This window comes from Sphingopyxis terrae subsp. terrae NBRC 15098, from assembly GCF_001598815.1.
GTDB lineage: Bacteria > Pseudomonadota > Alphaproteobacteria > Sphingomonadales > Sphingomonadaceae > Sphingopyxis > Sphingopyxis terrae.
Genome location: NZ_BCZQ01000018.1, coordinates 153,827 through 175,792, shown reverse-complemented (window position 1 = coordinate 175,792; position 21,966 = coordinate 153,827). Strand labels below are relative to the sequence as shown.

Below are 21,966 nucleotides of genomic sequence, written 5' to 3'. Positions count from 1 at the left end.
GGAACTCCTCTTCGTCACGGTTGAAGTGTGCAAACTCCACCATAACGATGAACCCGGTGGCCACCAGCGACGCCGCATTCCGGGGTGGGGCATGCCCCACCCCGGAATACACCATCGCCTACACCGGAAATTACACCACGAGCGCGGACGCTAACACATCAAGAAATCGGCAGCAATCCGGGATGGCCCCTTAAGGGCACGCCACTCCGCGCCGTTTCCCGTCGGCCTTCGGCCAATATAGTCGTGCGCGGGCAGAACAGGTCGGGACGCATGCACCAGTACATTCGGACGATGTTGCCCGGTCCGATCCTATGGCAGTAGACGACATATCTATGGTGCAGAGGCCAAGGCCACGATGCCCCGCGCCGTCATTCTGTTTGCAAGCGGAAATCTCCATGCAATGTTCAACCACGTTCCGAAACAAGGGGCCGGCGCAGGCTTTCCTGATGCTCCTGGCTTTTGCCTGTTGGCCGCAAACCGCTCATGCCGAGCATCTATGCGCCGGAAGGTCCAACGAATACACCATCAGTGAAGTCTATGATCAAACCGGCAACATCGTCGAATATTGGTGCGAATGGGGGTCAGACGGCAACCAAGGCGCGGCGGCGATGCGATATTATTCGCCTGAAGAATGGGCGGCATTCGCCAAGCATGGGGCGGAGGTTGAAGCCGCCAATTCAGAGCAACGCAAACTGATAGGTCAACGATATCGTCAGCTTCAGGAAGGCCTGTGGTTTCTGCCTGGCGAGGAACCCTTCGCCGGATGGTCGCCCGAACCAGCTTCCAGTTCACAGCGTGCCACCGAAAAAGGGAAAGCGGATAAGGATTGCACCGTCAGCTATTGGACACCTGCCGGCGCCGTGATCATGTCGGCCCTTGAAGGCAGGAACGGTCCCGCCGTCATCCAGTATATGGGTTACAGCATCCCGGCGCCGGACAAATCCCAGTCGAGGGCGTTTTCGCTGACGCAGTCCGGGGAAATCCAAACCGTAACGGCTCTGATCTCCAAAGTCGGTCTCCGGAGCAAAACAATGGGCATGGTGAGTTTCGCCGTGCCGAGCGGGGCCATTCTGGTGGGCGCGATCGAGGATGTCCAGGATTACAGCCTGGCCGACAATGGCAAGACCATCTTCTCCGGCCAGTGGCATGATGGATTGAAGGCGCGCGACGCGCTCGCCCAATGCCTTGCTCAAAAGAAATAGCGACAGGCAAACCGCAGCCCGGCCATGGACGAGCGTGTGATGCGGCGGGCGACGGTCCACAGTCCGTTGCCCGCCGCAATCGCCGGCATCCCCTGCACCGGGACGCCGGGGCGGCTATTTGCCCGCAAGCTCCTTCACCAGCGCCGGCGCGGGATAGATGGTTTCGAGCGCTTCCTGCACCGCAGCGGTCGAAACGACGACGGTACGGTTGAGCGTGCCATCATAACCGTAATTGCCGCCGAGCGAGTGGATATTGCCGTCGAACGCGGCGCCGATGACGGTACCGGCCTTGTCGATCACCGGCGAGCCCGAATTGCCGCCGATGATGTCATTGGTCGTCACGAAGTCATAGGTGACCGCCGGATCGATGGCCGCCTTTTTCGCCGCAAAAGCCGGGGCGAGGTCGAACGGCGGGTTGCCCGTCGCGCGGTCGAAGGTGCCACCCATCGTGGTTGCGATCGGCACCGCATTGCCGCGCTCCATCCAGCCCTTCACCTGCCCATAGGAAATGCGCAGCGTGAAGGTCGCGTCGGGATAGAGCGTGTCGCCATAGGCGGCGAAGCGCGCGTCGGCGATCTTGCCGCCGGCGACCGCGAGCGGACCGCCATAGGCCTCGTCGACCGCGTTTTTTAGCGCGCGCTGGCGCGGCGCGAGGCGCAGCGCAAAGCGGATCATCGGATCATCGCTGGCTTCGATCGCGGCAAGCCCGCCATCCCACAATATCTGGCGATAGGCGGGATCGGCGAGCTTCGATCCTTCGACCAGCCGCTTGGCAAGCTGCTCGGGGCTTTCCTGACCGAGCAGCAATTTGGTGTCCGGATCGTCGGCACCCAGATATTCACGCGCCTTCGACAGGCTCCATTCGAGCGTCAGCTCGTCGAGCCAGGGATAGACCGGCTTCGCATCGAGCAGGCTCTTCTTGGTCAGCGGCAGCGCGCTGTCGGTGTAGCCGGGCAGGCGCTCGCCATTGGGCTTCGAGCGCTCCTGCGCCGCATAGACGAGCGTTTCGGCATAGCCATAAAGATCGCTCATCGGATTGGTGAAGCGCGCCGGCAAATAGAGCGAGCGATAGGCGCCGACCGCCTTGTCGACCGACGCCCAGGGATCGCCGATCGCGGCATTCCCCGCGCTCTTCTCCTTGAGTTCGTCCTCCTTGGCGACCAGTGTCGCGGTGAAGGCCGGGTCGTTCAGCGCCTTCTGGCGGCCGATATAGACTTTCAGGCTGTTTTCGAGCCCGTTGAGCAGATCGAGCCCTTCGCGCTCATGATCCTTGCTTTCCTCCATCGCGCGCAGCAGGCGGCCGCGCAGTTCGGAATAGGTCGTCACCGTGATCGGCAGGCGCAGTTCGCGCTCGAAGGCAAGCTGGCTGGTCGTGTAGAGTCGGCTGGTCGAACCGGGGTTGCCGACAACGAAGGTCATTTCGCCCTCACGCGGCGCGCGCGGGTTCCATTGCAGGTGTGCGGGCGTCACGACCGGCTTGCCATTCTCGTACGCGCGCAGGAAGCTTGCATCGAGCGAATAGCGCGGGAAGTTGAAATTGTCGGGATCGCCGCCAAAGGTCGCGGCGCGATCCTCGGGCGCCCATGCCAGCCGCACATCGGAATATTTGCGATATTTGTAGAGCTTGTATTGACCGCCGCCGAACAGGGTGACGACCTGACAGCGCGTCTTGTCGGTGTCGGAACAACCGCTCTTTTCGATTTCGGCAATCTTCGCATCGCGCGCCTTGGTCAGCGCTTCGCCGGCAAGCGACCCCATCGCCGCCTTGATGGCCCCGGTCACGTCGCCGATGCTGGTGACGACCTCGGCCTGCTGACCGGGGCATTTGAGCTCCATGTCGCGGCGGTCGGCGACATACCCGTCGTTGAGATAGTCGGCGCCCGCCTTCGAATTGTCGAACAGGCAGCTTGCGACGCAATGGTGGTTGGTCAGGATCAGCCCCTCGGCCGATACGAAGCTTGCCGAACAGCCGCCGGTCAAACGCACCGCCGCCGCCTGCACCTTGCCCAGCCACGCCTGATCCGGCGCCCAACCGTAGGTCTGTTTCACCTGCTGCGCCGGAAAGGCGTCAAAGGTCCACATGCCCTCTTCGGCGAACGCGGGAGGAGCAAGAAGAGCGGCGCCGGCGAGCACGGCCGCGGTGAACGAAATCGGGCGATATCGGGTCATTGGCAAAATCCATCATTTGAAATCATCGACATCCCGCGCGGGAAGCGCCCGCGTCGGGGGTGGCGCGCACCTTGCGCCCGATCGGCCGCAATCGCCACCGCCAATTTCGCGTTCGCCAGGATTGCTTCGTGCCACCAGCCGGTTGCAGTTTCGTGCGTCGCCGCCTACGCCGCCTTCCCATGCGTATGATCCTGCTCGCCGCCGCGCTGCTCGCCGGCGCCTCGCCCCTCGCCGCACAGACGGCGACCGCCCCTGCCCCCATATTGACGACGCCCGAGGCGAAGGACGTATGGACCCACGCCGATCCCGAGGTCGCCCGCGTCACCCATGTGTCGCTGAACCTCGATGTCGATTTCGCGACCCGCACACTGGGCGGCACCGCGACGCTCGATCTGCTCGCCGCCAAGGATGCGCAGTCGATCGTCCTCGACATCGACAATCTGGCGATTTCTTCGGTCACCGACGCCAATGGCAAACCGCTCAAATGGGCTGTCGGCGATACCGATCCCGAACTCGGTTCGGCGCTGACGGTCGAACTCGGCGGCGCGCAGCGCATCGTCCTGACCTATCGCAGCCGGCCGGGAGCCAATGCGCTACAATGGCTGCCGCCCGAAATGACTGCGGGAAAGACCAAGCCCTATCTGTTCAGCCAAGGCCAGGCGATCCTCAACAGGAGCTGGATTCCGACGCAGGACAGCCCCGGTATCCGTCAGACATGGGATGCGACGCTGACCGTTCCGGGCGATCTCGTCGCGGTGATGAGCGGCGAGAAGCTGAGCGGCGACAAGGGCGAAGCGCTGCCCGACGGTCGTCGTCGTTTTCGCTTTCGCATGGACAAGCCGGTGCCGCCCTATCTGATTGCCTTCGCGGTCGGCGACCTGAAATTCCGGTCGCTCGGCCCGCGTTCGGGCGTGTGGACCGAAGCGACGATGCTCGACGCCGCAGCGCGCGAATTCGGCGACGTCGAAAAGATGATCGACGCCGCGTCAGCGCTCTATGGCCCTTATCGCTGGGGCCGCTACGACATGCTCGTTTTGCCGCCCTCCTTTCCCTATGGCGGCATGGAAAACCCGATGCTGACCTTTCTCACGCCGACGATCATCACCGGCGACCGGTCGAACACCGACGTCGTCGCGCACGAACTAGCGCATAGCTGGTCGGGCAACCTCGTCACCAATGCGACCTGGTCCGACAGTTGGCTCAACGAAGGCTTCACTACCTATTTCGAGAACCGGATCATGGAGGCGCTCTACGGCAAGGAGCGCGCGGCGATGTATGCCGATCTCGACTGGGACAATATGATGCGCGACATCGACGCCAATGGCGGCCAGACCGGCGCCAAGACCCGGCTGCACGGTGCACCCGGCGACGGCACGCTCGATTATACCAAGGGATCCAACTTCCTGCGCATGATCGAAACGACGGTCGGCCGCGCGCGCTGGGACGCCTATCTCAAATCCTATTTCAACCGCCATGCCTTTCAGCCACAGACGACCGCGGGTTTCCTGACCGATCTGCGCGAAAATCTGCTGAAGGGCGACCCGGCGCTCGAACTGTCGCTGCAACTCGACCGCTGGTCCTATGCCGCGGGCCTGCCCGACAATGCGGTGCACCACAAGAGCGCGACGCTGGCCGCGGTCGATGCCAAGCTTGCCGCCTTCAACGCCGGCGGTCCGGCGCGCGCCATCGCGCCCGAAGGATGGACGACGCAGCAATGGCTGCGTTTCCTGAACGGCATCCCGCGGGCGCAGAGCGCGGCGCGGCTCAAGGAACTCGACGAAACGCTGGGTCTGTCGGCGTCGACCAACGCCTATGTCCGCTCGGCCTGGCTCGAGCTTGCCATTGCCAACCGCTACGAACCCGCGCTGCCGTCGCTGCGCCAGTTCGCGGGCACCGTCGGGCGCGGCCTGCTGATCCGGCCGCTCTATACCGGGCTCAAGCGTCAGGGCGCGTGGGGCGATACGATCGCGCGCGACCTGTTCGCCCGCTCGCGCGCCACCTATCACCCGGCGGTGGCATCGGGGATCGAGAAGATCCTCGCTGGCGATTAAACCGCCGGGGCGCCGCCGCCGAGCGCCTGATAGAGGGCGACATATGCGTTCAGGCGGTCGGCGCGGAGCTGGATCAGCGCGAGATCGACGCCGAGCAGCGACCGCTGCGCGTCGAGCTGTTCCAGATAGGGCGAATAGCCCGCGCGATAGCGGTTGGTCGCGTGCCGCAGCGCATCGGCCACCGCCGCGCGCTGCGCCATCAGCGCTTGTTCCTGCGCGTTGAACCGGTCGATCACCGCCATTTGGTCCGCCACCTCGCGAAAGGCGGTGAGAACCGTCTTGCGATAGGCGAAAGCCGCCTGATCGCGCTGCGCCGTCGCGGCGTCGAACTGGCCTTGCAGTCGCCCGCCCGAAAAGATCGGCGCCAATATACTGCCGCCGACCGACCATATGCTGATCGGATCGCCCAAAGCCGACGAAATTACCGCCCCGGCCGACGCCGCCAACCGGACTTGCGGCAGGAATTGTGCCCGCGCGGCACGCAGATTGGCGTCGGTCGCCGCCAGCGCATATTCGGTCTGCGCGATGTCGGGCCGCCGCCGCACCAGTTCAGACGGCAGCACCGCAGGCACCGGCGGCACCGCGAGCGCGGCAAAACCTTCGCCGCGCGCGATTGCATGCGGCGTATCGCCGACGAGCAGCGACAGGCCGTTTTCCTGCCGCGCGATTGCCGCCTCGATCGCCGGGATCTGCTGCGCCGTCGCCTGATATTCGGCCTCGGCCTGTCGCAGTTCGAGCTGCGAGGTATAGCCGGCCTCGGCGCGGCTGCGCGCGAGCCGTAGCGCCTCCGACCGCGAGGTCAGCGTCTCGGCGAGCAACTGCCGCCGCGCGTCGAGCGCGAGCAGCGTGATATAGCCGCTCGCCGCCGCCGCACTGACCGACAGCGTCGCCGCCTCGCGCGCCGCCGCAACCGCCGCCGCATTGGCCCGCGCCGCCTCGCGCGTCGCGGCATTGCGGCCGAACAGGTCGATCTCGTAGCTCGCCTGGAACACCGGCTGCGCGGCGAAGCTTTCGGTCGGCTGGCCGAAGGCGTTGACGCTGCGCGCCTCGGCCCCCTGCCCGCTCAGCGACAGGTTCGGCAACAGCAGCGACCGTGCGACGCGCTCCTGCGCCCGCGCTTCGGCAACGCGCGCGGCCGCGATGGCAAGGTCGCTGTTGTTCGCGCGCGCCTGTTCGACCAGCGCGGTCAGCCGCGGGTCGCCGAATGCCGACCACCAGCGGCCGTCGATCGCCGCACCGTCCGTCGACAGCGCAGTGCGCCAGTCGGCGGGCGGCGCAACCGCGCTCGCGGCGGGCGGCGGCGTCAGCGCGGGCGCGCAGCCCGCCAATGCCAGCGCCAGACCGGCAAGCGGCAAGGGGAGCGGCCTCATTCGCCGCGTCCGGTATGAACCGTCGCCACCACCGACATGCCGGGGCCGAGCCGCTCGGCAAGCTTCTGCTTCGGATCGATGCGGATCCGCACGGCGATCCGCTGCGGCACCTTGACGAAATTGCCCGATCCGGTGTCGGGTTTGATGATGCTGAACTCGCTGCCCGCCGCGGGGGCGATATTTTCGACCACCCCCTTCAGCTCGGCGCCGCCCAGCGCATCGACGCGCAGCGTCGCGCGCTGGCCGACGCGGATGTTCGCGGTCTGCGCTTCCTTGAAATTGGCGACCACCCAATGTTTCTCGGGCACGAGATACATGAGCTGGGTGCCCGGGCTGACGAGCTGGCCGACGCGGACCGACACTTCGCTCAGCTTGCCCGCGCGCGGGGCGCGAACGATCGTGTTCTGAAGATCGATGTCGGCCAGCCCGCGCGCCGCCTTTGCATTGGCTACCCCGGCCTCCAGACCGCCGCGCCCAACGCTCACCGATCGCACCTGCTCCTCGGCGATCGCGCGCTGCGCCTCGGCCTGCCGCACCGCCGCTTCGGCCTGGCGGAGCCCCGCGAGCGTCTGGTCACGTTCGCGGATCGACACCGATCCTTCGCCGACCAGATCGTTGACGCGGCGCATATCGGCCTGGGCACGGGCGAGCTGCGCGCGGGCGTTGGCGACCGCCGCCTCCTGCGCCTTCACCTGCGCTTCGGCCGAGCGCCTGCTCTGCGCGCTATTGTCGAGCGAGGCGGTCTGCGCGGCAATATTGGCGCTGCCCTGCGCAACGCGCTGGCGGTAGATGCGGTCGTCGATCCGCACCAGTTCCTGCCCCGCCGCGACAGTCTGGAAATCCTGCACCAGCACCGCGGTCACATAGCCGCCCACCTGCGGCGCGATGATCGTCGTCTGGCCGCGCACATAGGCATTGTCGGTCGTCTGGCTGTTCGCGCGGAAGGGCGGTAGTCCCCAGGCGTAGAGAATGGCGAGCGCGCCGACGAGGATGATCGCGCCGAACAGGATGATCCGTCCGCGCGAACGCGGCGGCGCCCAGCCATCGGCCGGCCCGTCGGCGGGCCGTTCCGCCGGGGTCGGATCGGCAGCAGCCGGTGCCGGGGTCGGCATCGGGTCCGGCGTCGGAGCCGGTGCCGGCGTTTCGGGCGCGGGCGGCGCGCCTTCCTGTTTGTCGTCGCTCATTGATTTTGCGCCCTCAGTTTCTGCAAGACTTCAAGTTCCCGTGCCAATGGATTGATTCCGCGGCGTCGATCATAAACCCAGCGCGCGAACATCGCGACGAAGGCGATCGCCGACAGGCTGCCGATCACGACGAACACGTCGTTGAATGCCAGGATCGTCGCTTCGCGCGCCGCCTCGCGCACCACCTGCCCCGCGGCGGTCGCGCTGCGCAGCGCCGGGTCGGCGATGCTGCCGGTCAGACTCGCCGCGATCGCGTTGATCCCCTGCGCCAGTTCGGGGTTGGTCGTCGACAGGCTTTGCCCCAGCGTCATCAGATGCGCCTTGGTGCGCAGCGTGTGAAAGGCCGATAACGCCGCGACCCCGGCAAGCCCGCCGATCGTCTGCGACAGGCTGAACACCGCAAGAAAGCTGACCATATAGGCCGGGCCACGCGAAATGGCGCGCAGCAGCCCTTCGAGCAGCAGCGGCCCCATCACATAGACCGCGGCAAAGGCGATCGCGCCTTGCGAGAAATACAGGTTCACCGGCCCGGTGCGCAGACCCGAATGGGTGTCGAGGAACGCGCCGACGGTGATGACGGCAAGCGCGACGAGGATCGGCCGCCGCAGGTCGGTCGGATCGAGCCGCGCGATCGACAGCACCGCCCCCATCAGCGTCGCGAACGACAGCACCGCATAATAGGTGACAAGCTGATCGTTGACGAGGCCGGTGGCGGACAGCAGCCCGCTCGCCCCGAAATTCTGTTCGGACGTCAGCACGCGGACCAGTGCGCCGGTCAGCGCAAATTTAATGAGGTTGCGACTGCCGATCCAGCGCGTGTGGAGCATTGGATTTCGCCGGTAATGTTCGATCAGGAAGGCGGTGCCGATCAGCACCACCGACGCCGCCAGCGCGCCGCCGAGCCACGGCGTCGACCACCATATGATGCGCCCCTGCACCAGAAAGGCGCAGAGCAGCCCGACGCCGACCGCCAGGATCGGAAAGGTGATAAGGTCGAGCTTTTCGAATGAACGGATCGTTTCGCCCGGCGGGAGCTGCAATATGTTGACCGCGCCGACCGCGACGAGCGAGAGCGCGAATTGCAGCACGAACAGATTGCCGATGTCGCCGTCGGCGAGCAACAGCGGCGATATGGCGCGCGCGAGCGGAATCGCCACCTGTCCCAGCCCGATGCCGAGCAGGAAGCCCGCAATCCGCATCTTCGCCGGCAAGCCTTGCATCATGTAGAAGGCAGCAAGCGTCGTCAGCCCGCTCGCGGCGATCCCCGACACGCCGCGCGCGATGAGTTCCATGCGGTAACCGGCATCGAAAAGCTGGACGAAATTGGCAATCAGGAGCGCGATCATCGTCGCGCGCACGAAACGCTGAATGCCGAACTGCTGGCGCGACTTGTAGAGCAGGATGCTCATGCACGCATTGGTCATATTATAGGAAACGGTGACCCAGCCCGCATCTGCGGGCGTCAGGTCGAGATGCCCCTGCAGCACCGTCAGATTGGCGATGAGCAGGCCATTCTGGAAACCGCCGACGATCGCAAGATACAGGCCAATGACGAAATAACCGACCTTGCGCCCGACGGGATGGTCAGGCGACGCGGGTGACCCCGGCATGATCGGGCGTTCGTGCGGCTTGAACACATAGGCGCCGCCGGCTGCCGCGGGCGCTGCGGGATCAGCCACGCGCATGCCTCCATCCTGCGCGCGGCCGCCGGCACGCACGCGCCGGGCCGAAGTGCAAGGCGCCCCTGATCCGCATCCTGTGCGCCACAATATGCTCCTGACCGGCGAAGGCAAAGCGGGGAAATGCTTTGCCGCCAGTTCGGTTCCGCGCGGCGCATACGAATGGCACCTATAGGGCGGCGCGCGTCAGGCGGCGGTGAGATCGCGGCGCGCGTGGCGGAAGACTTCGGCGCTTCCCCATATAGCAAGCAGCGCCATGATCGCGGCCACCAGAAGGTCGGGCCAGCCCTGCCCGGTGCCGAACACGCCGAGCGCCGCCGCCATCACCGCCAGATTGCCGACCGCATCGTTGCGCGAGCATATCCAGACCGAGCGCATATTGGCGTCGCCGGTCCGGTAGCGATAGAGCATCAGCGCAACCGCGACATTGGCGGCGAGCGCGACGACGCCGATCATCCCCATCGTTTCGGCGTGCGGCGCGCTGCCGCCGATGAAGCCCCAGATCGTCGAGCCCAATATCCACAGCCCGAACGCCAGCATCGTCGCAGCCTTCAGCATCGCCGCGCGTGCACGCCAGGCGATCGCCATGCCGGCGACCGTCAGGCTGATCGCATAATTGGCGCTGTCGCCCAGAAAATCGAGCGCATCGGCCTGCAGCGCGCGCGAATCGGCTGCGACGCCCGCGACGATTTCGACGAGGAACATCGCCCCGTTGATCAGCAGCGCGATCCACAGGATGCGCCGCCACTTGGGGTCGTTCAGCGCGGTCGCTCCGCTTTTTCCGGCGCAGCATTGATCGGCCATCGCCTGCATCTCCTTCCGTCTCGGCCGCCGCAGGAATTGCCGGGCGGCCGCTTGGTTCTTCGAGTCGGCATCCTATATGCACCCTGTAGCAACTACAGGGTCAAGCGATGAAGATCGGCGAACTGTCGCGTGCCACCGGCACCAACATCGAAACCATCCGCTATTACGAGCGGATCGGCCTCCTCCCCGCCCCGGCGCGGACCGATGCCAATTACCGCAGCTATGGCGACGCGCATCGCGCGCGGCTGCGCTTCGTACGCCATTCGCGCGAACTGGGCTTCACGATCGACGAAATCCGCTCGCTGCTCGACCTCTCCGATCATCCCGAACGCGACTGCGCCGACGCCGACCGCATCGCGTCCGCGCATCTGGAACAGGTCGAGGCGAAGATCGCACAGCTTTCGGCGCTACGCGATGAATTGACCCGCATCGTCGGCCGCTGCCGCGGCGGGCTCGCGGGCGATTGCCGGGTGATCGAGGCGCTGGGTGATCATGGTCAATGCGGGGGCGCGCATTGATGAGACGCGGTCGCAGGGGCGACGCGAGAGGCGACAGCTGAAAAGGGAAAGGTGGGACGATTCTGTTGCCCGGCTCGTCCCCAGCCGCTGGTATCCGATTCTGTTGCCCGGTTCGGTCCGAACCGCGTTCTATTTGTCTAACCTTAGGCCGTGAGGCTTATCGGTTAGGCAGCAAGAGCGAGTGCTTCGTTATCGTTAGCACCTATTGGTTTTGAGCCTTTAACGGGTTACTCAGCCCGGAAGAAAACATCGTCTTTGAACACACGTCGATCCTGGTTCGGCCCCGTCAGAAGCCCGCGCACCCCTTCGAAAAGGACGCGGGCTTGTGGTGGAGCCGCCGGGTACTGCCCCCGGGTCCGCTGTGTCTATTCCACGACACCATTTATCCTCATAGCCGGTCGAAACCGGCCCTTCCCATATAGGAAGCCCGCCCGCACTTTGGAAGAGCGCAGGCGGGCCTTTCGTCCTGAATCGACACCGGACCCACGCCGGCGCGCGATGAAATGCTATTTCTTGCGCAGTTCGTCGCGGATTTCGGTAAGCAGATCGACCTCGCTCGGTCCCGCGGGCGCTTCGGCCGGCGCTTCCTTGCGTACCACCTTGTTCACTGCGCGCACGAGCAGGAAGATGATCCATGCCAAAATCAGGAAGTTGATCACCGCGGTGATGAAGGCACCATAGCCGATCATCGCGACGCCCGCCTTTTTCAAGGCCGCATAGTCGGTCGCGGCGATGCCGTCGGGAATGCTGCCGAGCAGGATGAATTTGCTCGAAAAATCGACTCCGCCGAACAGCCAGCCGACGATCGGCATGATGACGTCCTCGGTCAGCGATCCGGTGATCGTCGCGAACGCGCCGCCGATGATGACGCCGACGGCCAGATCGATGACATTGCCGCGCGCGATAAATTCCTTGAACTCGTTCAGCATCTTATTGCTCCCCGAACTGCTGATCCTGCCGTCATGGTGGTGCGCCGGTCATTGCGCAAAAGCAAGGGGCATCCTATTATGTGTATTGTTGCGGCAAAACGCCGCCTGAGGGAGCCTGATGACCATGTCCTATCGTTCCGCCCGCTGGCTGATTGTTCCGGCCGCCGCGATGAGCCTGTCGGCCTGCGGCATCAACAGCGTTCCGACTAAGGAAGAAGCCGCGAAGGCCAAATGGGCCAATGTCGAAGCCGCCTATCAGCGCCGCGCCGACCTGATCCCCAACCTCGTCGAAACCGCCAAGGGTGCCGCGAAGATCGAGCAATCGACGCTCGAAGGCGTTATCCAGGCGCGCGCATCGGCAACGCAGGTGAAGCTGAGCACCGACGACCTGGAAGACCCCGCGAAGGTTCAGGCCTTCCAGCAAGCGCAGGGCAATGTGTCGAGCGCACTCGGCCGCCTGCTCGTTACCGTCGAACAATATCCCGAGCTCAAGAGCCAGGCGCGCTTTGCCGACCTGATGACCCAGCTCGAGGGAACCGAAAACCGCATCAACGTCACGATCCAGGACTATAACGCCGCGGTGCAGGACTATAACACGACGATCCGCACCTTCCCCGACATAATCGGTGCCAAGATCGTCCACGGCGCCAAGCCGATGACCCCCTATAAGGCGGTCGATCCCAACGCGAACGTCGCGCCCAAGGTCGATTTCGGTCAATAATATGCGCGCAGCCGCCATCGCAGCTTCGCTCACGATGCTGATCATCGTGGGCGGCTGCAACGGTGGATCCGGCCCAGCGGCTGCGAAGGAAACGGCGGCATGCGACGGCGTTCCTCAAATGGCGCTGGCCGGCCGAGTGACCGATGCGGCGAATATATTGCCCGCCGAAGACGAGGCGCGCCTGTCCGGGCGCCTTGCTCGCTACGAAAGAGATACGCAGCATCAGATGGTCATCGTGACCACGCCGAGTCTTCACGGCGTCCGCATCGACAATTTTGGCACCTGCCTCGGCAATCGCTGGAAGATTGGACGGCAGGGTCATGACGATGGCGTGATCGTCGTGATTGCACCGAATGAACGGCAGATGCGGATCGCCACCGGTTTTGGAATGGAAAAAATACTGACCGACGACAAGGCGCTCGCGATCGTGCACCGGATGACGCCCTATTTTGCCAAGGCGGACTATTCTGGCGGCCTATCCGTGGGCATCGACGCCATCGCCGCAGAGACGGGAGACAAGCCATGAAATCGCTCCTGCTCGGCTGGGCGCTGGGCTTTTCACTGCTTGCCCTTCCCGCGGCGGCGCAGGATTTCCCCAAGCTCAGCGGGCGCGTCGTCGATCAGGCGGATATCATTCCGGCGGCCGAGGAAGCCAATCTGACGGTCCAGCTCGAACAGCTGGAAAAGACCACGGGGCATCAGCTCGTCGTCGCGACGGTGAACAGCCTCGATGGCAATGACATCAGCGACTATGGCTACAAGCTCGGCCGCGCGTGGGGCATCGGCGGCAAGGAGAATAACGACGGCGTCGTCTTCCTGATCGCCCCCAACGAACGGCGAATGAACATCTCGGTCGGCTATGGGCTTGAACCCGTGCTGACCGATGCGCTGTCGGGCCGGATCATCCGCGACGTGGTGACGCCCAAATTCAAGGCCGGCGACATGCCCGGCGGCATCCAGGACGGCGTGAACGCGATCGCCGAGCAGATCCAGCTGCCGCCGGAGGAAGCCGCGGCGCGCGCCGCGAAGGCCGCGAAGGCCGAGCGCGACCGCGCCGACAATGGAAATATCGGCGGGCTGATCTTCGTGGCCTTCATCATCTTCTTCTTTTTCATCCTGCCGATGCTCGGCGCCTTCGGGCGTCGCGGACGGCGGCATCGCAAGCATCGCCCATGGGGCGGCGCCCCGATCATCATCTGGGGCGACAATGACTGGGGCGGCGGTTCGGGTGGCGGCTGGGGCGGTGGTTCCTGGGGCGGCGGGGGCGGCTTCGGCGGCGGAGGCGGCTTTTCGGGCGGCGGCGGCAGCTTCGGCGGCGGCGGCGCCTCGGGCGGCTGGTAAGGGGGACGCGCAATGAAAGTCAGCCATGTCAGCGAAGCCGATCACGACATCGTGACCGCCGCGGTCGCCGAGGCCGAACGACACACCGATGGCGAGATCGTCACGGTGATCGCCGCGCAGTCGAACGACTATGACGATGTCGCGCTCGTCTGGGCGAGCGTCATCGCCTTTATCGCCATGTCGGTGATCGCGCTTTTTCCCGATTTCTATCAGGGTCTCTACTACCGGCTGAGCGGCGGCTGGGGGCATGAACTGACCGCCAATCAATGGCTCGGAACCGTCATCGCGGTCGGGGTGCTCAAATGGATCGGCGTCTGGCTGGTCCTGCTGTGGCGTCCGCTGCGCCTGTGGCTGACGCCGCGCGCGATCCGCGCCGCGCGCGTCCGCGCCCGCGCCATCGACCTGTTCAAGGTCGGGACCGAGGCGAAGACGATGGGCCGCACGGGCATCCTGCTCTATGTCAGCCTGCGCGAACATCGCGCCGACATCGTCGCCGACGAAGCGATCGCCGCCAAGGTCGCGCCCTCGATTTGGGGCGAAGCGATGGAGGCGCTAATCGACGAGGTGCGCGCCGGTCGCCCCGGCCACGGCATGGCCGAGGCGGTCCGCCGCATGGGTATCGTGCTGGCCGAACATTTCCCGAAGAGCGACGGCAACCCCAACGAGCTGCCCGACCGGCTGATCGAGCTTTGATCCCTACCCTTTCCGCCGACGGAGACGATATGACCCGCCCCGCAGCCGGCACGCCCGTCGAAACGCGTTGGGAAGGCCGCTTCATCACGGTGAAACAGCAAGGCAATTGGGAATATGTGTCGCGGTCGCGCGGCATTCACGCCGCGGTGATCCTGGCGATCGACGAGGACGCCGACGGGCGGCACATCCTGTTGGTCGAACAATATCGCGTCCCGCTCGGCAAATATTGCCTCGAACTGCCCGCGGGGCTTGTCGGGGACGACAGCGCGGGCGAGGCGCCCGAGCTGGCCGCCGTGCGCGAACTGGAAGAGGAAACGGGCTACCGCGCGGCCGACTGGCTGACCGTCGGCGAATTCTACAGTTCGCCCGGCATGGTCAGCGAAAGCTTCACCCTGCTCCGCGCGACCGGGCTGACCAAGGTCGGCGAAGGCGGCGGCGTCGATGGCGAGGACATTGCGGTCCACCGCGTCCCGCTGCCCGAAATCGCCGCCTTTATCGCCGCAAAGCGCGCCGAAGGCTGCGGTATCGACGTGCGCGTCGCGATGCTGCTCGCGGGCGGGCTGCTCGCGCTGTCCTGACGGTCAGCGCGCGCCGAAGCGCCAGCGCAGCAACGGCCGTGCGAGCAAGATCCCCGCGAGGAAGCCGCCGACATGCGCCCAGATCGCAACGAGGCCGAATCCTGCGCCGCCCGCAAAGCCGATCAGGACCTGCACCCCGATCCATGCTGCCGCCAGCCACAGTGCGCGCACCCAATGCGCCGGAATCGGCCCTAGCGCCTGCGTCTCGGAGCGGCTGAAAATCAGCGCGAACACCGCGATCAGCGCCGAAATCGCGCCCGAGGCGCCGATCATCGGCACCGGCGATTGCGGATCGGCCAGATATTGCGCGAAGGCCCCCGCATAGGCGCCGGCGACGAGCAATATCGCCATCGCCTTCGACCCCAGCGGTGCTTCGAGCTGGCGGCCGATGAACAGCAAGACGACCAGATTGAACACCAGGTGGAGGATTCCGCCGTGCAGAAGGGCGGAGGTCAACGGGGTGAGCGCGAAGGGCACGAAAAAGCCCGGCGCCGCAATCGGCTCCATCGCAAAGCGCGCGGGAATGAAACCCGCGCGCACGATCGCCTCGACCTGATAGCCGCTGATCGACAGCAGGATGAAGATCACCGCGCATAGCACGGAAACTCCCGTGACCAGCGGTGTGTCCTGCGGTTTCATTTCGGCGCGATCGTCAGATGAATTCGATCTTCGTGACGAGATAATATTTGTCGCCCGCCGGAACGGTGACTTCGATCTCGTCATCGACCTTGCGGCCGATTAGCGCGCGCCCGAGCGGCGAATTATAGCTGATCTTGCCCACCTTGGCGTCGGCCTCGGCCTGACCCACGATCTGATATTTGACCGGCTTGTCGTCCTCGTCGGCGAGCGTCACCGTCGCACCGAATACGATGCGGTCGCCCGACAGCGTCGTCGGGTCGATGACCTGCGCACGCGACAGCTTGTCCTCCAGATCGCCGATGGTCGCTTCGACCTGGCCTTGGCGTTCCTTCGCGGCGTGATATTCGGCATTTTCCGAAAGGTCGCCATGCGCGCGCGCTTCCTCGATCGCATCGACGATGAGGGGGCGTTCGGCTTTGAGAGTGGCGAGCTGTGCGCTCAGCTTCTCATAGCCTTCCTGCAGCATCGGAACCTTTTCAACGCTTGCCATTATCCTGTTGTCCTTCGTCAATAATCCACCGCCAGCGAAACTTCGCCGGGGCGGCTGAGCCGCTGTTTCCGTCAATGTAGGGAGATGAAGCGGTCCCTCAATAATAGTCCTGAAGCGGCTTTACTTCAAGAGAGTGCGAGCGCAGCGCGCCAATCGCATGGGTTGCGGCATCGCTGCCCGCCGCCGTCGTATAATAGGCGACGTCGGCCGCGAGCGCCGAGGCCCGGATCGACTGCGAGTCCTGAAGCGACTGCCAACCCTCGGTCGTGTTGAAGATCAACTGCACATCGCCGTCCTTGATCCGGTCGACGATGTGCGGGCGCCCTTCGGCGACCTTGTTCACTCGTTCGACGTCGATGCCCTGCCCCGCCAGATAGTCGGCGGTGCCGCCGGTCGCGATCACCTGCCACCCCCAAGCGGCGAGCTGCTTCACCGACGCGACGATGCGCGGCTTGTCGCTGTCCTTCACCGACACGAAGAGCCGCCCGTCGGTCGGCAGGCGGTCGCCCGCGCCGAGCTGTGCCTTGGCAAAGGCGAGATTGAAATCGCTATCGATTCCCATGACTTCGCCGGTGGACTTCATTTCAGGCGACAATACCGGATCGGTGCCGGGGAAGCGCGCGAAGGGGAAAACCGCTTCCTTGACCGCGACATGGTCGATGTCGCGGTTGATCTTCGGCAGATCGGCCAGCTTCTCGCCCGCCATCACTCGTGCCGCGATCTTGGCGATCGGCGAACCGACCGCCTTGGCGACAAAGGGCACGGTGCGGCTCGCGCGCGGGTTGACCTCGATCAGGTAGACCTCACCATCCTTCACCGCATATTGCACGTTCATCAGCCCGCGGACGTTGAGGGCGCGCGCCAGTGCGTCGGTCTGCCGCTCGATTTCGGCAACGATGTCGGCGGGCAGACTGTACGGCGGGATCGAACAGGCGCTGTCGCCCGAATGGACGCCCGCTTCCTCGATATGCTGGAGCACGCCGGCCACCACGACATCGGTGCCGTCGCACAGCGCATCGACATCGACCTCGATCGCATCGCGCAGATAACGGTCGATCAGCACCGGGCTGTCGCCCGACACCTGCACCGCGGTCTCGATATAATTTTCCAGCTGTGCCTGATCGTCGACGATCTCCATCGCGCGGCCGCCGAGCACATAGGAGGGGCGCGTGAGCACCGGGTAACCGATGCGCGCCGCGACCGCGACGGCTTCCTCGCGGCTGCGCGCGATGCCGTTCTCGGGCTGCTTGAGGCCCAGCTTGTTGACCAGCGCCGCAAAGCGTTCGCGGTCTTCGGCGAGGTCGATCGCGTCGGGTGAGGTGCCGAGAATCGGGATGCCCGCTTCCTCGAGCGCCTGCGCGAGCTTGAGCGGCGTCTGGCCGCCGAACTGGACGATCACGCCCACAAGCTCGCCCTTCGACTGCTCGACGTGCAAGATTTCGAGCACATCCTCGGCGGTCAGAGGTTCGAAATAGAGGCGGTCCGACGTGTCATAGTCGGTCGACACCGTTTCGGGGTTGCAGTTGACCATGATCGTTTCATAGCCCGCCTCCTCAAGCGCGAAGCAGGCGTGGCAGCAGCAATAATCGAACTCGATCCCCTGCCCTATCCGGTTCGGCCCGCCGCCGAGAATGACGATCTTCTTGCGGTCCGACGGGTTCGCCTCATTCTCGGGCTCGCCGAAGGTCGGCGCTTCATAGGTCGAATAGAGATAGGGCGTTTTGGCGGCGAATTCGGCGGCGCAAGTGTCGATGGTCTTGAACACCGGCCGCACGCCGAGCTTGTGGCGCAGCGCACGCACCTCGCCTTCGGTGACGCCGCCGGTCATCGCCTTTACGGCCTCGTGGATCAGCCCGCTGCCGCGCGCCGCTGCCGCGCCGGTGCCGGGCCGCAGATGCGCCGACTGCAGCGCCAGATAGGCGAGCCTTTTGTCCGAAAAGCCCATCGCCTTCAGCCGGCGGAGCCCCTCGGCATCGCGTGGCAGACCGTTTTCGAGCACGCCGTTCTCGGCCTCGACGATCTCTGCGATGCGATCGAGGAACCACATGTCGTAACCCGCGATGCGGTTGATCTCGGCGAGCGATACGTCCTCGCGGATCGCCTGCGCCGCGATCAGCAGCCGGTCGGGGGTGCGCTGCGCCAGTTCGCTCTTCAATTGTTCGTGGCTCGCGCCGACCAGCCGGTCGACGAAGTTGAAGCCCGACAATCCGGTCTCCAGCCCGCGCAGCGCCTTCTGCATCGATTCATGGATCGTGCGGCCGATCGCCATCACCTCGCCGACCGACTTCATCGCCGTCGACAGCAAGGGCTCGGCGCCCTTGAACTTTTCGAAGGCAAAGCGCGGGATCTTGGTGACGACATAGTCGATCGTCGGCTCGAACGACGCCGGGGTCACCCCGGTGATGTCGTTCATGATTTCGTCGAGCGTGTAGCCGACCGCGAGCTTCGCCGCGACCTTGGCGATCGGGAAGCCCGTCGCCTTCGACGCGAGCGCCGACGAGCGCGACACGCGCGGATTCATCTCGATCACGATCAGGCGGCCATCCTTCGGATTGACCGCGAACTGGACGTTCGACCCGCCCGTCTCTACCCCGATCTCGCGCAGCACCGCGATGCTCGCGTTGCGCATGATCTGATATTCCTTGTCGGTCAGCGTCAGCGCGGGGGCGACGGTGATGCTGTCGCCGGTATGCACACCCATCGGATCGACATTTTCGATCGAGCAGATGATGATGCAATTGTCCTTGCGGTCGCGCACCACCTCCATCTCATATTCTTTCCAGCCGAGGAGCGATTCCTCGATCAGGACTTCGGTGGTCGGCGAGGCGATCAGGCCGCCGCGAACGATGTGCTCGAACTCCTCGCGGTTGTACGCGATGCCGCCGCCGGTGCCGCCCATGGTGAAGCTGGGGCGGATGATCGAGGGCAGGCCGGTGCGTTCGAGCACCGCAAACGCCTCGTCGAGCGTGTGCGCGATGCCCGAGCGCGCACTTTCCAGCCCGATCTTATCCATCGCGTCGCGGAACTTGATCCGGTCCTCGGCCTTGTCGATCGCCTCGGCATCGGCGCCGATCATCTCGACACCATATTTGGTCAAGGTGCCGTCGTTGAACAAAGCCAGCGCGGTGTTGAGCGCGGTCTGCCCGCCCATCGTCGGCAGCACCGCGTCGGGGCGCTCCTTCTCGATGATCTTCGCGACGATCTCGGGCGTGATCGGCTCGACATAGGTCGCGTCGGCCAGCTCGGGATCGGTCATGATCGTCGCCGGGTTGGAGTTGACGAGGACGATGCGATAGCCCTCCTCCTTCAGCGCCTTGATCGCCTGCGTCCCCGAATAGTCGAACTCGCACGCCTGACCGATAACGATCGGGCCGGCGCCGATGACGAGGATGGATTGGATGTCGGTTCTTTTGGGCATTATTTCTGTTCTTCTGCTGCGTATGATTCGTTGCCGACGAAGCCGAGTTTGATGTGGTCCGAGAACTCGGGCTTCTTCAGCTCTCGAAACACGCAATCGATCGTTTCGTATTTTGCATCCGGCGTCGGCATCACTGCGACCAAGTTATCGCTATCGAGTTTTAACGTGCCCGGCTTTGCGCCGCATTGTGTCTCCACACGTGCCAGCCCCGCCTTCAATCTTTCCGCGTCGGAATCTGTGGGGCTGGCCGCGCATCCCGCCAATGTCAGCATAAGCGTGATTGCCGTAACGGCGCGAGCAATCACTTCAACCCACCCACAAACTTCTCGAACAGATAGAAGCTGTCCTGTGGCCCCGGGCTCGCCTCGGGGTGATATTGCACGCTGAACGCCTGCTTGCCCGTGATCGCGATGCCGCAGTTCGATCCGTCGAACAGGCTCTTGTGCGTCTCGACCACGCCTGCGGGCAGTGTCGCGGCGTCCACTGCGAAGCCGTGGTTCATACTGGTGATCTCGACCACGCCGTCGGCGAAGTCGCCGCCGACGCGCTGCACCGGATGGTTCGCGCCGCGGTGGCCCTGGTGCATCTTCACCGTCTTCGCGCCCGCCGCGATGGCGAGCATCTGGTGGCCAAGGCAGATGCCGAAGATCGGAACATTGCGTTCGAGCAGCCCCTGGATCACCGGCACCGCATATTCGCCGGTCGCCGCGGGGTCGCCGGGGCCGTTCGACAGGAAAACGCCCGCGGGCTGGTGGCTCAGCACCTCGTCGAGGGTCGCAGTCGCGGGGACCACGGTGACCCGCGCGCCGGCCTTCACGAGGTTACGGAAGATATTGTCCTTCGCGCCATAATCGATCGCGACGACATGGGGTCTGCTATCCCCCTCCCGCTCGCGGGAGGGGTTAGGGGTGGGCATGTTCCCAGATGCCGGTGCAGACGTCGGCCCATCCCCGGCCCCTCCCGCATGCGGGAGGGGAGAAGCGTAGCCCTTGCCCAGCGCCCATGTCCCCGCATCCCAATCGCCGGTATCCGTGCGGCTGACTTCCTTCGCTAGGTCCATGCCCTCCAGCCCCGGCCAACCGCGCGCCATCGCCAGCAGCGCGTCGATGTCGAACTTGCCGTCGGGGCTGTGCGCGATCACGCCATTGGGGGCGCCCGCATCGCGGATACGGCGGGTCAGCGCGCGCGTGTCGATACCGGCCAGCCCGATCAGGCCCTGTTCGGCCATCCATTCGGGCAGCGTCTGGACGCTGCGGAAATTGCTCGGTGCGGTCGGCAGTTCGCGGGTGATGCAGCCGATGGCCGCCCGCGCGCTGCGTTCGATATCCTCTGGATTCGCGCCGACATTGCCGATGTGCGGAAAGGTGAAGGTGATGATCTGCCCGGCATAGCTCGGGTCGGTCAGTATCTCCTGATATCCGGTCATCGCGGTGTTGAAACAGATTTCGCCGACACCCGCCCCGGCGGCGCCATAGCCCACGCCCCACAGGACCGTGCCATCGGCAAGAACGAGGACGCCGGTCGCTCCAGAAGGCGCGGCGGATGGATTGGCTGGTGCCATTTAAACTGCTCCGGACGGGGGGCTAAACGGCCGACCAAGTAGGCGGCAAAAAAGTGATTCACAAGCTATCGGATTTGGAATCTTCCCGCTAGAGAGGCTCTTTCCGAAATTTGCAGCACATGGGGACACGCATGATTCGCGATGACATCAAGGCTGCGCAGGTTGCCGCGATGAAGGCCGGCGACAAGGCGCGTTTGGGCACCATCCGGCTGATGCTGGCCAAGATCAAGGACCGCGACATCGAGCTGCGCACCGGGACGGCGCCGGCCGACGACGATGTGCTCGTCACCGACGTGCTCCAGAAGATGGTCAAGCAGCGCCGCGAATCGATCGCCATGTACGAACAGGGCGGCCGCCAGGAACTTGCCGACGCCGAAGCGGCCGAGGTCGTGGTGATCGAGGATTTCCTGCCCGCGCAGCTCTCCGAAGCCGACGCCACCGCCGCAATCCGCGCGATCGTCGCCGAACTCGGCGCGACCAGCGTCAAGGACATGGGCAAGGTGATGGCGGCGGTGAAAGACCGCCACGGCAGCCAGCTCGACATGAGCAAGGCAAGCGGATGGGTGAAGGCGGCGCTGAGTTAAACCTCAAACACGGCCTTTTTCTCCGTTCGTCCCGA

The 21,966-nt window shown here is 64.9% G+C and carries 20 protein-coding genes and 1 other RNA gene; 9 read left to right on the top strand and 12 right to left on the bottom strand.

The window, feature by feature from the left end; genetic code table 11:
* The first annotated feature begins 377 nt into the window (after window positions 1–377).
* Window positions 378–1,202, top strand: a complete 825-nt coding sequence (locus STE01S_RS12380) for a hypothetical protein (RefSeq protein ID WP_162928275.1) — start codon at window positions 378–380, stop codon at window positions 1,200–1,202.
* 114 nt (window positions 1,203–1,316) lie between these two features.
* Here the strand turns inward: STE01S_RS12380 and STE01S_RS12375 are convergent, their stop codons facing one another.
* Complete coding sequence (locus STE01S_RS12375; protein WP_062767991.1) at window positions 1,317–3,371, bottom strand: S46 family peptidase; 2,055 nt, start codon at window positions 3,369–3,371, stop codon at window positions 1,317–1,319.
* A 179-nt stretch (window positions 3,372–3,550) separates the two neighbouring features.
* On the opposite strand from STE01S_RS12375, the gene STE01S_RS12370 reads away from it, so the two are divergent.
* A complete protein-coding gene (locus STE01S_RS12370) occupies window positions 3,551–5,422 on the top strand; it encodes a M1 family metallopeptidase (protein ID WP_062767988.1) in 1,872 nt (623 codons plus the stop codon).
* Here the strand turns inward: STE01S_RS12370 and STE01S_RS12365 are convergent.
* The 4 genes from STE01S_RS12365 to STE01S_RS12350 all read right to left on the bottom strand — a co-directional run bounded on the left by STE01S_RS12365 (window position 5,419) and on the right by STE01S_RS12350 (window position 10,459).
* On the bottom strand, window positions 5,419–6,792 hold the full coding sequence (locus STE01S_RS12365) for an efflux transporter outer membrane subunit (RefSeq protein WP_062767986.1): 1,374 nt from the start codon (window positions 6,790–6,792) through the stop codon (window positions 5,419–5,421). The genes STE01S_RS12370 and STE01S_RS12365 overlap by 4 nt on opposite strands.
* Window positions 6,789–7,976 (bottom strand): HlyD family secretion protein, encoded by a 1,188-nt coding sequence (locus STE01S_RS12360; RefSeq protein WP_062767983.1) that lies wholly within the window; start codon window positions 7,974–7,976, stop codon window positions 6,789–6,791. Before STE01S_RS12360 ends, STE01S_RS12365 begins: the two co-directional genes overlap by 4 nt.
* The gene (locus STE01S_RS12355) at window positions 7,973–9,661 is read right to left on the bottom strand and encodes an MFS transporter (protein WP_062768030.1); all 1,689 of its coding nucleotides are present in this window, start codon (window positions 9,659–9,661) and stop codon (window positions 7,973–7,975) included. Before STE01S_RS12355 ends, STE01S_RS12360 begins: the two co-directional genes overlap by 4 nt.
* Window positions 9,662–9,841: 180 nt before the next feature.
* Entirely contained in the window at window positions 9,842–10,459 is a 618-nt protein-coding gene (locus STE01S_RS12350; RefSeq protein ID WP_062768027.1) for a cation transporter, read from the bottom strand.
* 107 nt (window positions 10,460–10,566) lie between these two features.
* Between STE01S_RS12350 and STE01S_RS12345 the strand changes: the two genes are divergently transcribed.
* The gene (locus tag STE01S_RS12345) at window positions 10,567–10,977 is read left to right on the top strand and encodes a MerR family transcriptional regulator (RefSeq protein WP_062767980.1); all 411 of its coding nucleotides are present in this window, start codon (window positions 10,567–10,569) and stop codon (window positions 10,975–10,977) included.
* Between the two features lie 89 nt (window positions 10,978–11,066).
* Here the strand turns inward: STE01S_RS12345 and ssrA are convergent.
* Both ssrA and mscL read right to left on the bottom strand, forming a co-directional pair.
* Window positions 11,067–11,425: a transfer-messenger RNA gene (gene ssrA / locus STE01S_RS12340) on the bottom strand.
* Between the two features lie 58 nt (window positions 11,426–11,483).
* On the bottom strand, window positions 11,484–11,906 hold the full coding sequence (gene mscL, locus STE01S_RS12335) for a large conductance mechanosensitive channel protein MscL (protein WP_062767978.1): 423 nt from the start codon (window positions 11,904–11,906) through the stop codon (window positions 11,484–11,486).
* 118 nt (window positions 11,907–12,024) lie between these two features.
* Between mscL and STE01S_RS12330 the strand changes: the two genes are divergently transcribed.
* Genes STE01S_RS12330 through STE01S_RS12310 form a run of 5 tightly spaced genes read left to right on the top strand, consistent with a single transcriptional unit; the run spans window position 12,025 to window position 15,239 of the window.
* Entirely contained in the window at window positions 12,025–12,627 is a 603-nt protein-coding gene (locus STE01S_RS12330) for a LemA family protein (protein ID WP_003047327.1), read from the top strand.
* A 1-nt stretch (window position 12,628) separates the two neighbouring features.
* The gene (locus STE01S_RS12325) at window positions 12,629–13,153 is read left to right on the top strand and encodes a TPM domain-containing protein (protein WP_062767975.1); all 525 of its coding nucleotides are present in this window, start codon (window positions 12,629–12,631) and stop codon (window positions 13,151–13,153) included.
* Window positions 13,150–13,968, top strand: coding sequence for a TPM domain-containing protein (locus tag STE01S_RS12320; protein ID WP_062767972.1), 819 nt, complete (start codon window positions 13,150–13,152; stop codon window positions 13,966–13,968). The genes STE01S_RS12325 and STE01S_RS12320 overlap by 4 nt, the downstream gene beginning before the upstream one ends.
* A 12-nt stretch (window positions 13,969–13,980) precedes the next feature.
* On the top strand, window positions 13,981–14,661 hold the full coding sequence (locus tag STE01S_RS12315; RefSeq protein WP_003047334.1) for a TPM domain-containing protein: 681 nt from the start codon (window positions 13,981–13,983) through the stop codon (window positions 14,659–14,661).
* 29 nt (window positions 14,662–14,690) lie between these two features.
* Window positions 14,691–15,239 carry an NUDIX hydrolase gene (locus STE01S_RS12310; RefSeq protein ID WP_062767969.1) on the top strand — a complete coding sequence of 183 codons (549 nt, stop codon included), beginning with the start codon at window positions 14,691–14,693 and terminating at the stop codon, window positions 15,237–15,239.
* Between the two features lie 3 nt (window positions 15,240–15,242).
* On the opposite strand, the gene STE01S_RS12305 is transcribed toward STE01S_RS12310, so the two are convergent.
* From STE01S_RS12305 to carA, 5 genes are all read right to left on the bottom strand, one after another.
* A complete protein-coding gene (locus STE01S_RS12305) occupies window positions 15,243–15,878 on the bottom strand; it encodes a rhomboid family intramembrane serine protease (RefSeq protein ID WP_062767966.1) in 636 nt (211 codons plus the stop codon).
* A gap of 13 nt (window positions 15,879–15,891) precedes the next feature.
* The gene (gene greA, locus STE01S_RS12300; RefSeq protein WP_003047342.1) at window positions 15,892–16,368 is read right to left on the bottom strand and encodes a transcription elongation factor GreA; all 477 of its coding nucleotides are present in this window, start codon (window positions 16,366–16,368) and stop codon (window positions 15,892–15,894) included.
* A gap of 97 nt (window positions 16,369–16,465) precedes the next feature.
* Window positions 16,466–19,786: a carbamoyl-phosphate synthase large subunit gene (carB, locus tag STE01S_RS12295; RefSeq protein WP_062767964.1), complete on the bottom strand. Its 3,321-nt coding sequence runs from the start codon at window positions 19,784–19,786 to the stop codon at window positions 16,466–16,468.
* Window positions 19,786–20,058: a hypothetical protein gene (locus STE01S_RS12290; protein ID WP_062767961.1), complete on the bottom strand. Its 273-nt coding sequence runs from the start codon at window positions 20,056–20,058 to the stop codon at window positions 19,786–19,788. The genes carB and STE01S_RS12290 overlap by 1 nt, the downstream gene beginning before the upstream one ends.
* A 29-nt stretch (window positions 20,059–20,087) precedes the next feature.
* Complete coding sequence (gene carA, locus STE01S_RS12285; protein WP_062767959.1) at window positions 20,088–21,347, bottom strand: glutamine-hydrolyzing carbamoyl-phosphate synthase small subunit; 1,260 nt, start codon at window positions 21,345–21,347, stop codon at window positions 20,088–20,090.
* Between the two features lie 131 nt (window positions 21,348–21,478).
* Here carA and STE01S_RS12280 point away from each other — a divergent pair, with 131 nt between their 5' ends.
* Window positions 21,479–21,931 (top strand): GatB/YqeY domain-containing protein, encoded by a 453-nt coding sequence (locus STE01S_RS12280; protein ID WP_058813483.1) that lies wholly within the window; start codon window positions 21,479–21,481, stop codon window positions 21,929–21,931.
* Window positions 21,932–21,966 lie beyond the last annotated feature (35 nt).

Bases quoted from the DNA above. Each gene is read 5' to 3' on its own strand.
- STE01S_RS12375 (WP_062767991.1), bottom strand. From the start codon at position 3,371: ATGACCCGATATCGCCCGATTTCGTTCACCGCGGCCGTGCTCGCCGGC.
- STE01S_RS12370 (WP_062767988.1), top strand. From the start codon at position 3,551: ATGCGTATGATCCTGCTCGCCGCCGCGCTGCTCGCCGGCGCCTCGCCC.
- STE01S_RS12365 (WP_062767986.1), bottom strand. From the start codon at position 6,792: ATGAGGCCGCTCCCCTTGCCGCTTGCCGGTCTGGCGCTGGCATTGGCG.
- STE01S_RS12360 (WP_062767983.1), bottom strand. From the start codon at position 7,976: ATGAGCGACGACAAACAGGAAGGCGCGCCGCCCGCGCCCGAAACGCCG.
- STE01S_RS12355 (WP_062768030.1), bottom strand. From the start codon at position 9,661: ATGCGCGTGGCTGATCCCGCAGCGCCCGCGGCAGCCGGCGGCGCCTAT.
- STE01S_RS12350 (WP_062768027.1), bottom strand. From the start codon at position 10,459: ATGGCCGATCAATGCTGCGCCGGAAAAAGCGGAGCGACCGCGCTGAAC.
- STE01S_RS12345 (WP_062767980.1), top strand. From the start codon at position 10,567: ATGAAGATCGGCGAACTGTCGCGTGCCACCGGCACCAACATCGAAACC.
- mscL (WP_062767978.1), bottom strand. From the start codon at position 11,906: ATGCTGAACGAGTTCAAGGAATTTATCGCGCGCGGCAATGTCATCGAT.
- STE01S_RS12330 (WP_003047327.1), top strand. From the start codon at position 12,025: ATGACCATGTCCTATCGTTCCGCCCGCTGGCTGATTGTTCCGGCCGCC.
- STE01S_RS12325 (WP_062767975.1), top strand. From the start codon at position 12,629: ATGCGCGCAGCCGCCATCGCAGCTTCGCTCACGATGCTGATCATCGTG.
- STE01S_RS12320 (WP_062767972.1), top strand. From the start codon at position 13,150: ATGAAATCGCTCCTGCTCGGCTGGGCGCTGGGCTTTTCACTGCTTGCC.
- STE01S_RS12315 (WP_003047334.1), top strand. From the start codon at position 13,981: ATGAAAGTCAGCCATGTCAGCGAAGCCGATCACGACATCGTGACCGCC.
- STE01S_RS12310 (WP_062767969.1), top strand. From the start codon at position 14,691: ATGACCCGCCCCGCAGCCGGCACGCCCGTCGAAACGCGTTGGGAAGGC.
- STE01S_RS12305 (WP_062767966.1), bottom strand. From the start codon at position 15,878: ATGAAACCGCAGGACACACCGCTGGTCACGGGAGTTTCCGTGCTATGC.
- greA (WP_003047342.1), bottom strand. From the start codon at position 16,368: ATGGCAAGCGTTGAAAAGGTTCCGATGCTGCAGGAAGGCTATGAGAAG.
- carB (WP_062767964.1), bottom strand. From the start codon at position 19,786: ATGCCCAAAAGAACCGACATCCAATCCATCCTCGTCATCGGCGCCGGC.
- STE01S_RS12290 (WP_062767961.1), bottom strand. From the start codon at position 20,058: ATGCTGACATTGGCGGGATGCGCGGCCAGCCCCACAGATTCCGACGCG.
- carA (WP_062767959.1), bottom strand. From the start codon at position 21,347: ATGGCACCAGCCAATCCATCCGCCGCGCCTTCTGGAGCGACCGGCGTC.
- STE01S_RS12280 (WP_058813483.1), top strand. From the start codon at position 21,479: ATGATTCGCGATGACATCAAGGCTGCGCAGGTTGCCGCGATGAAGGCC.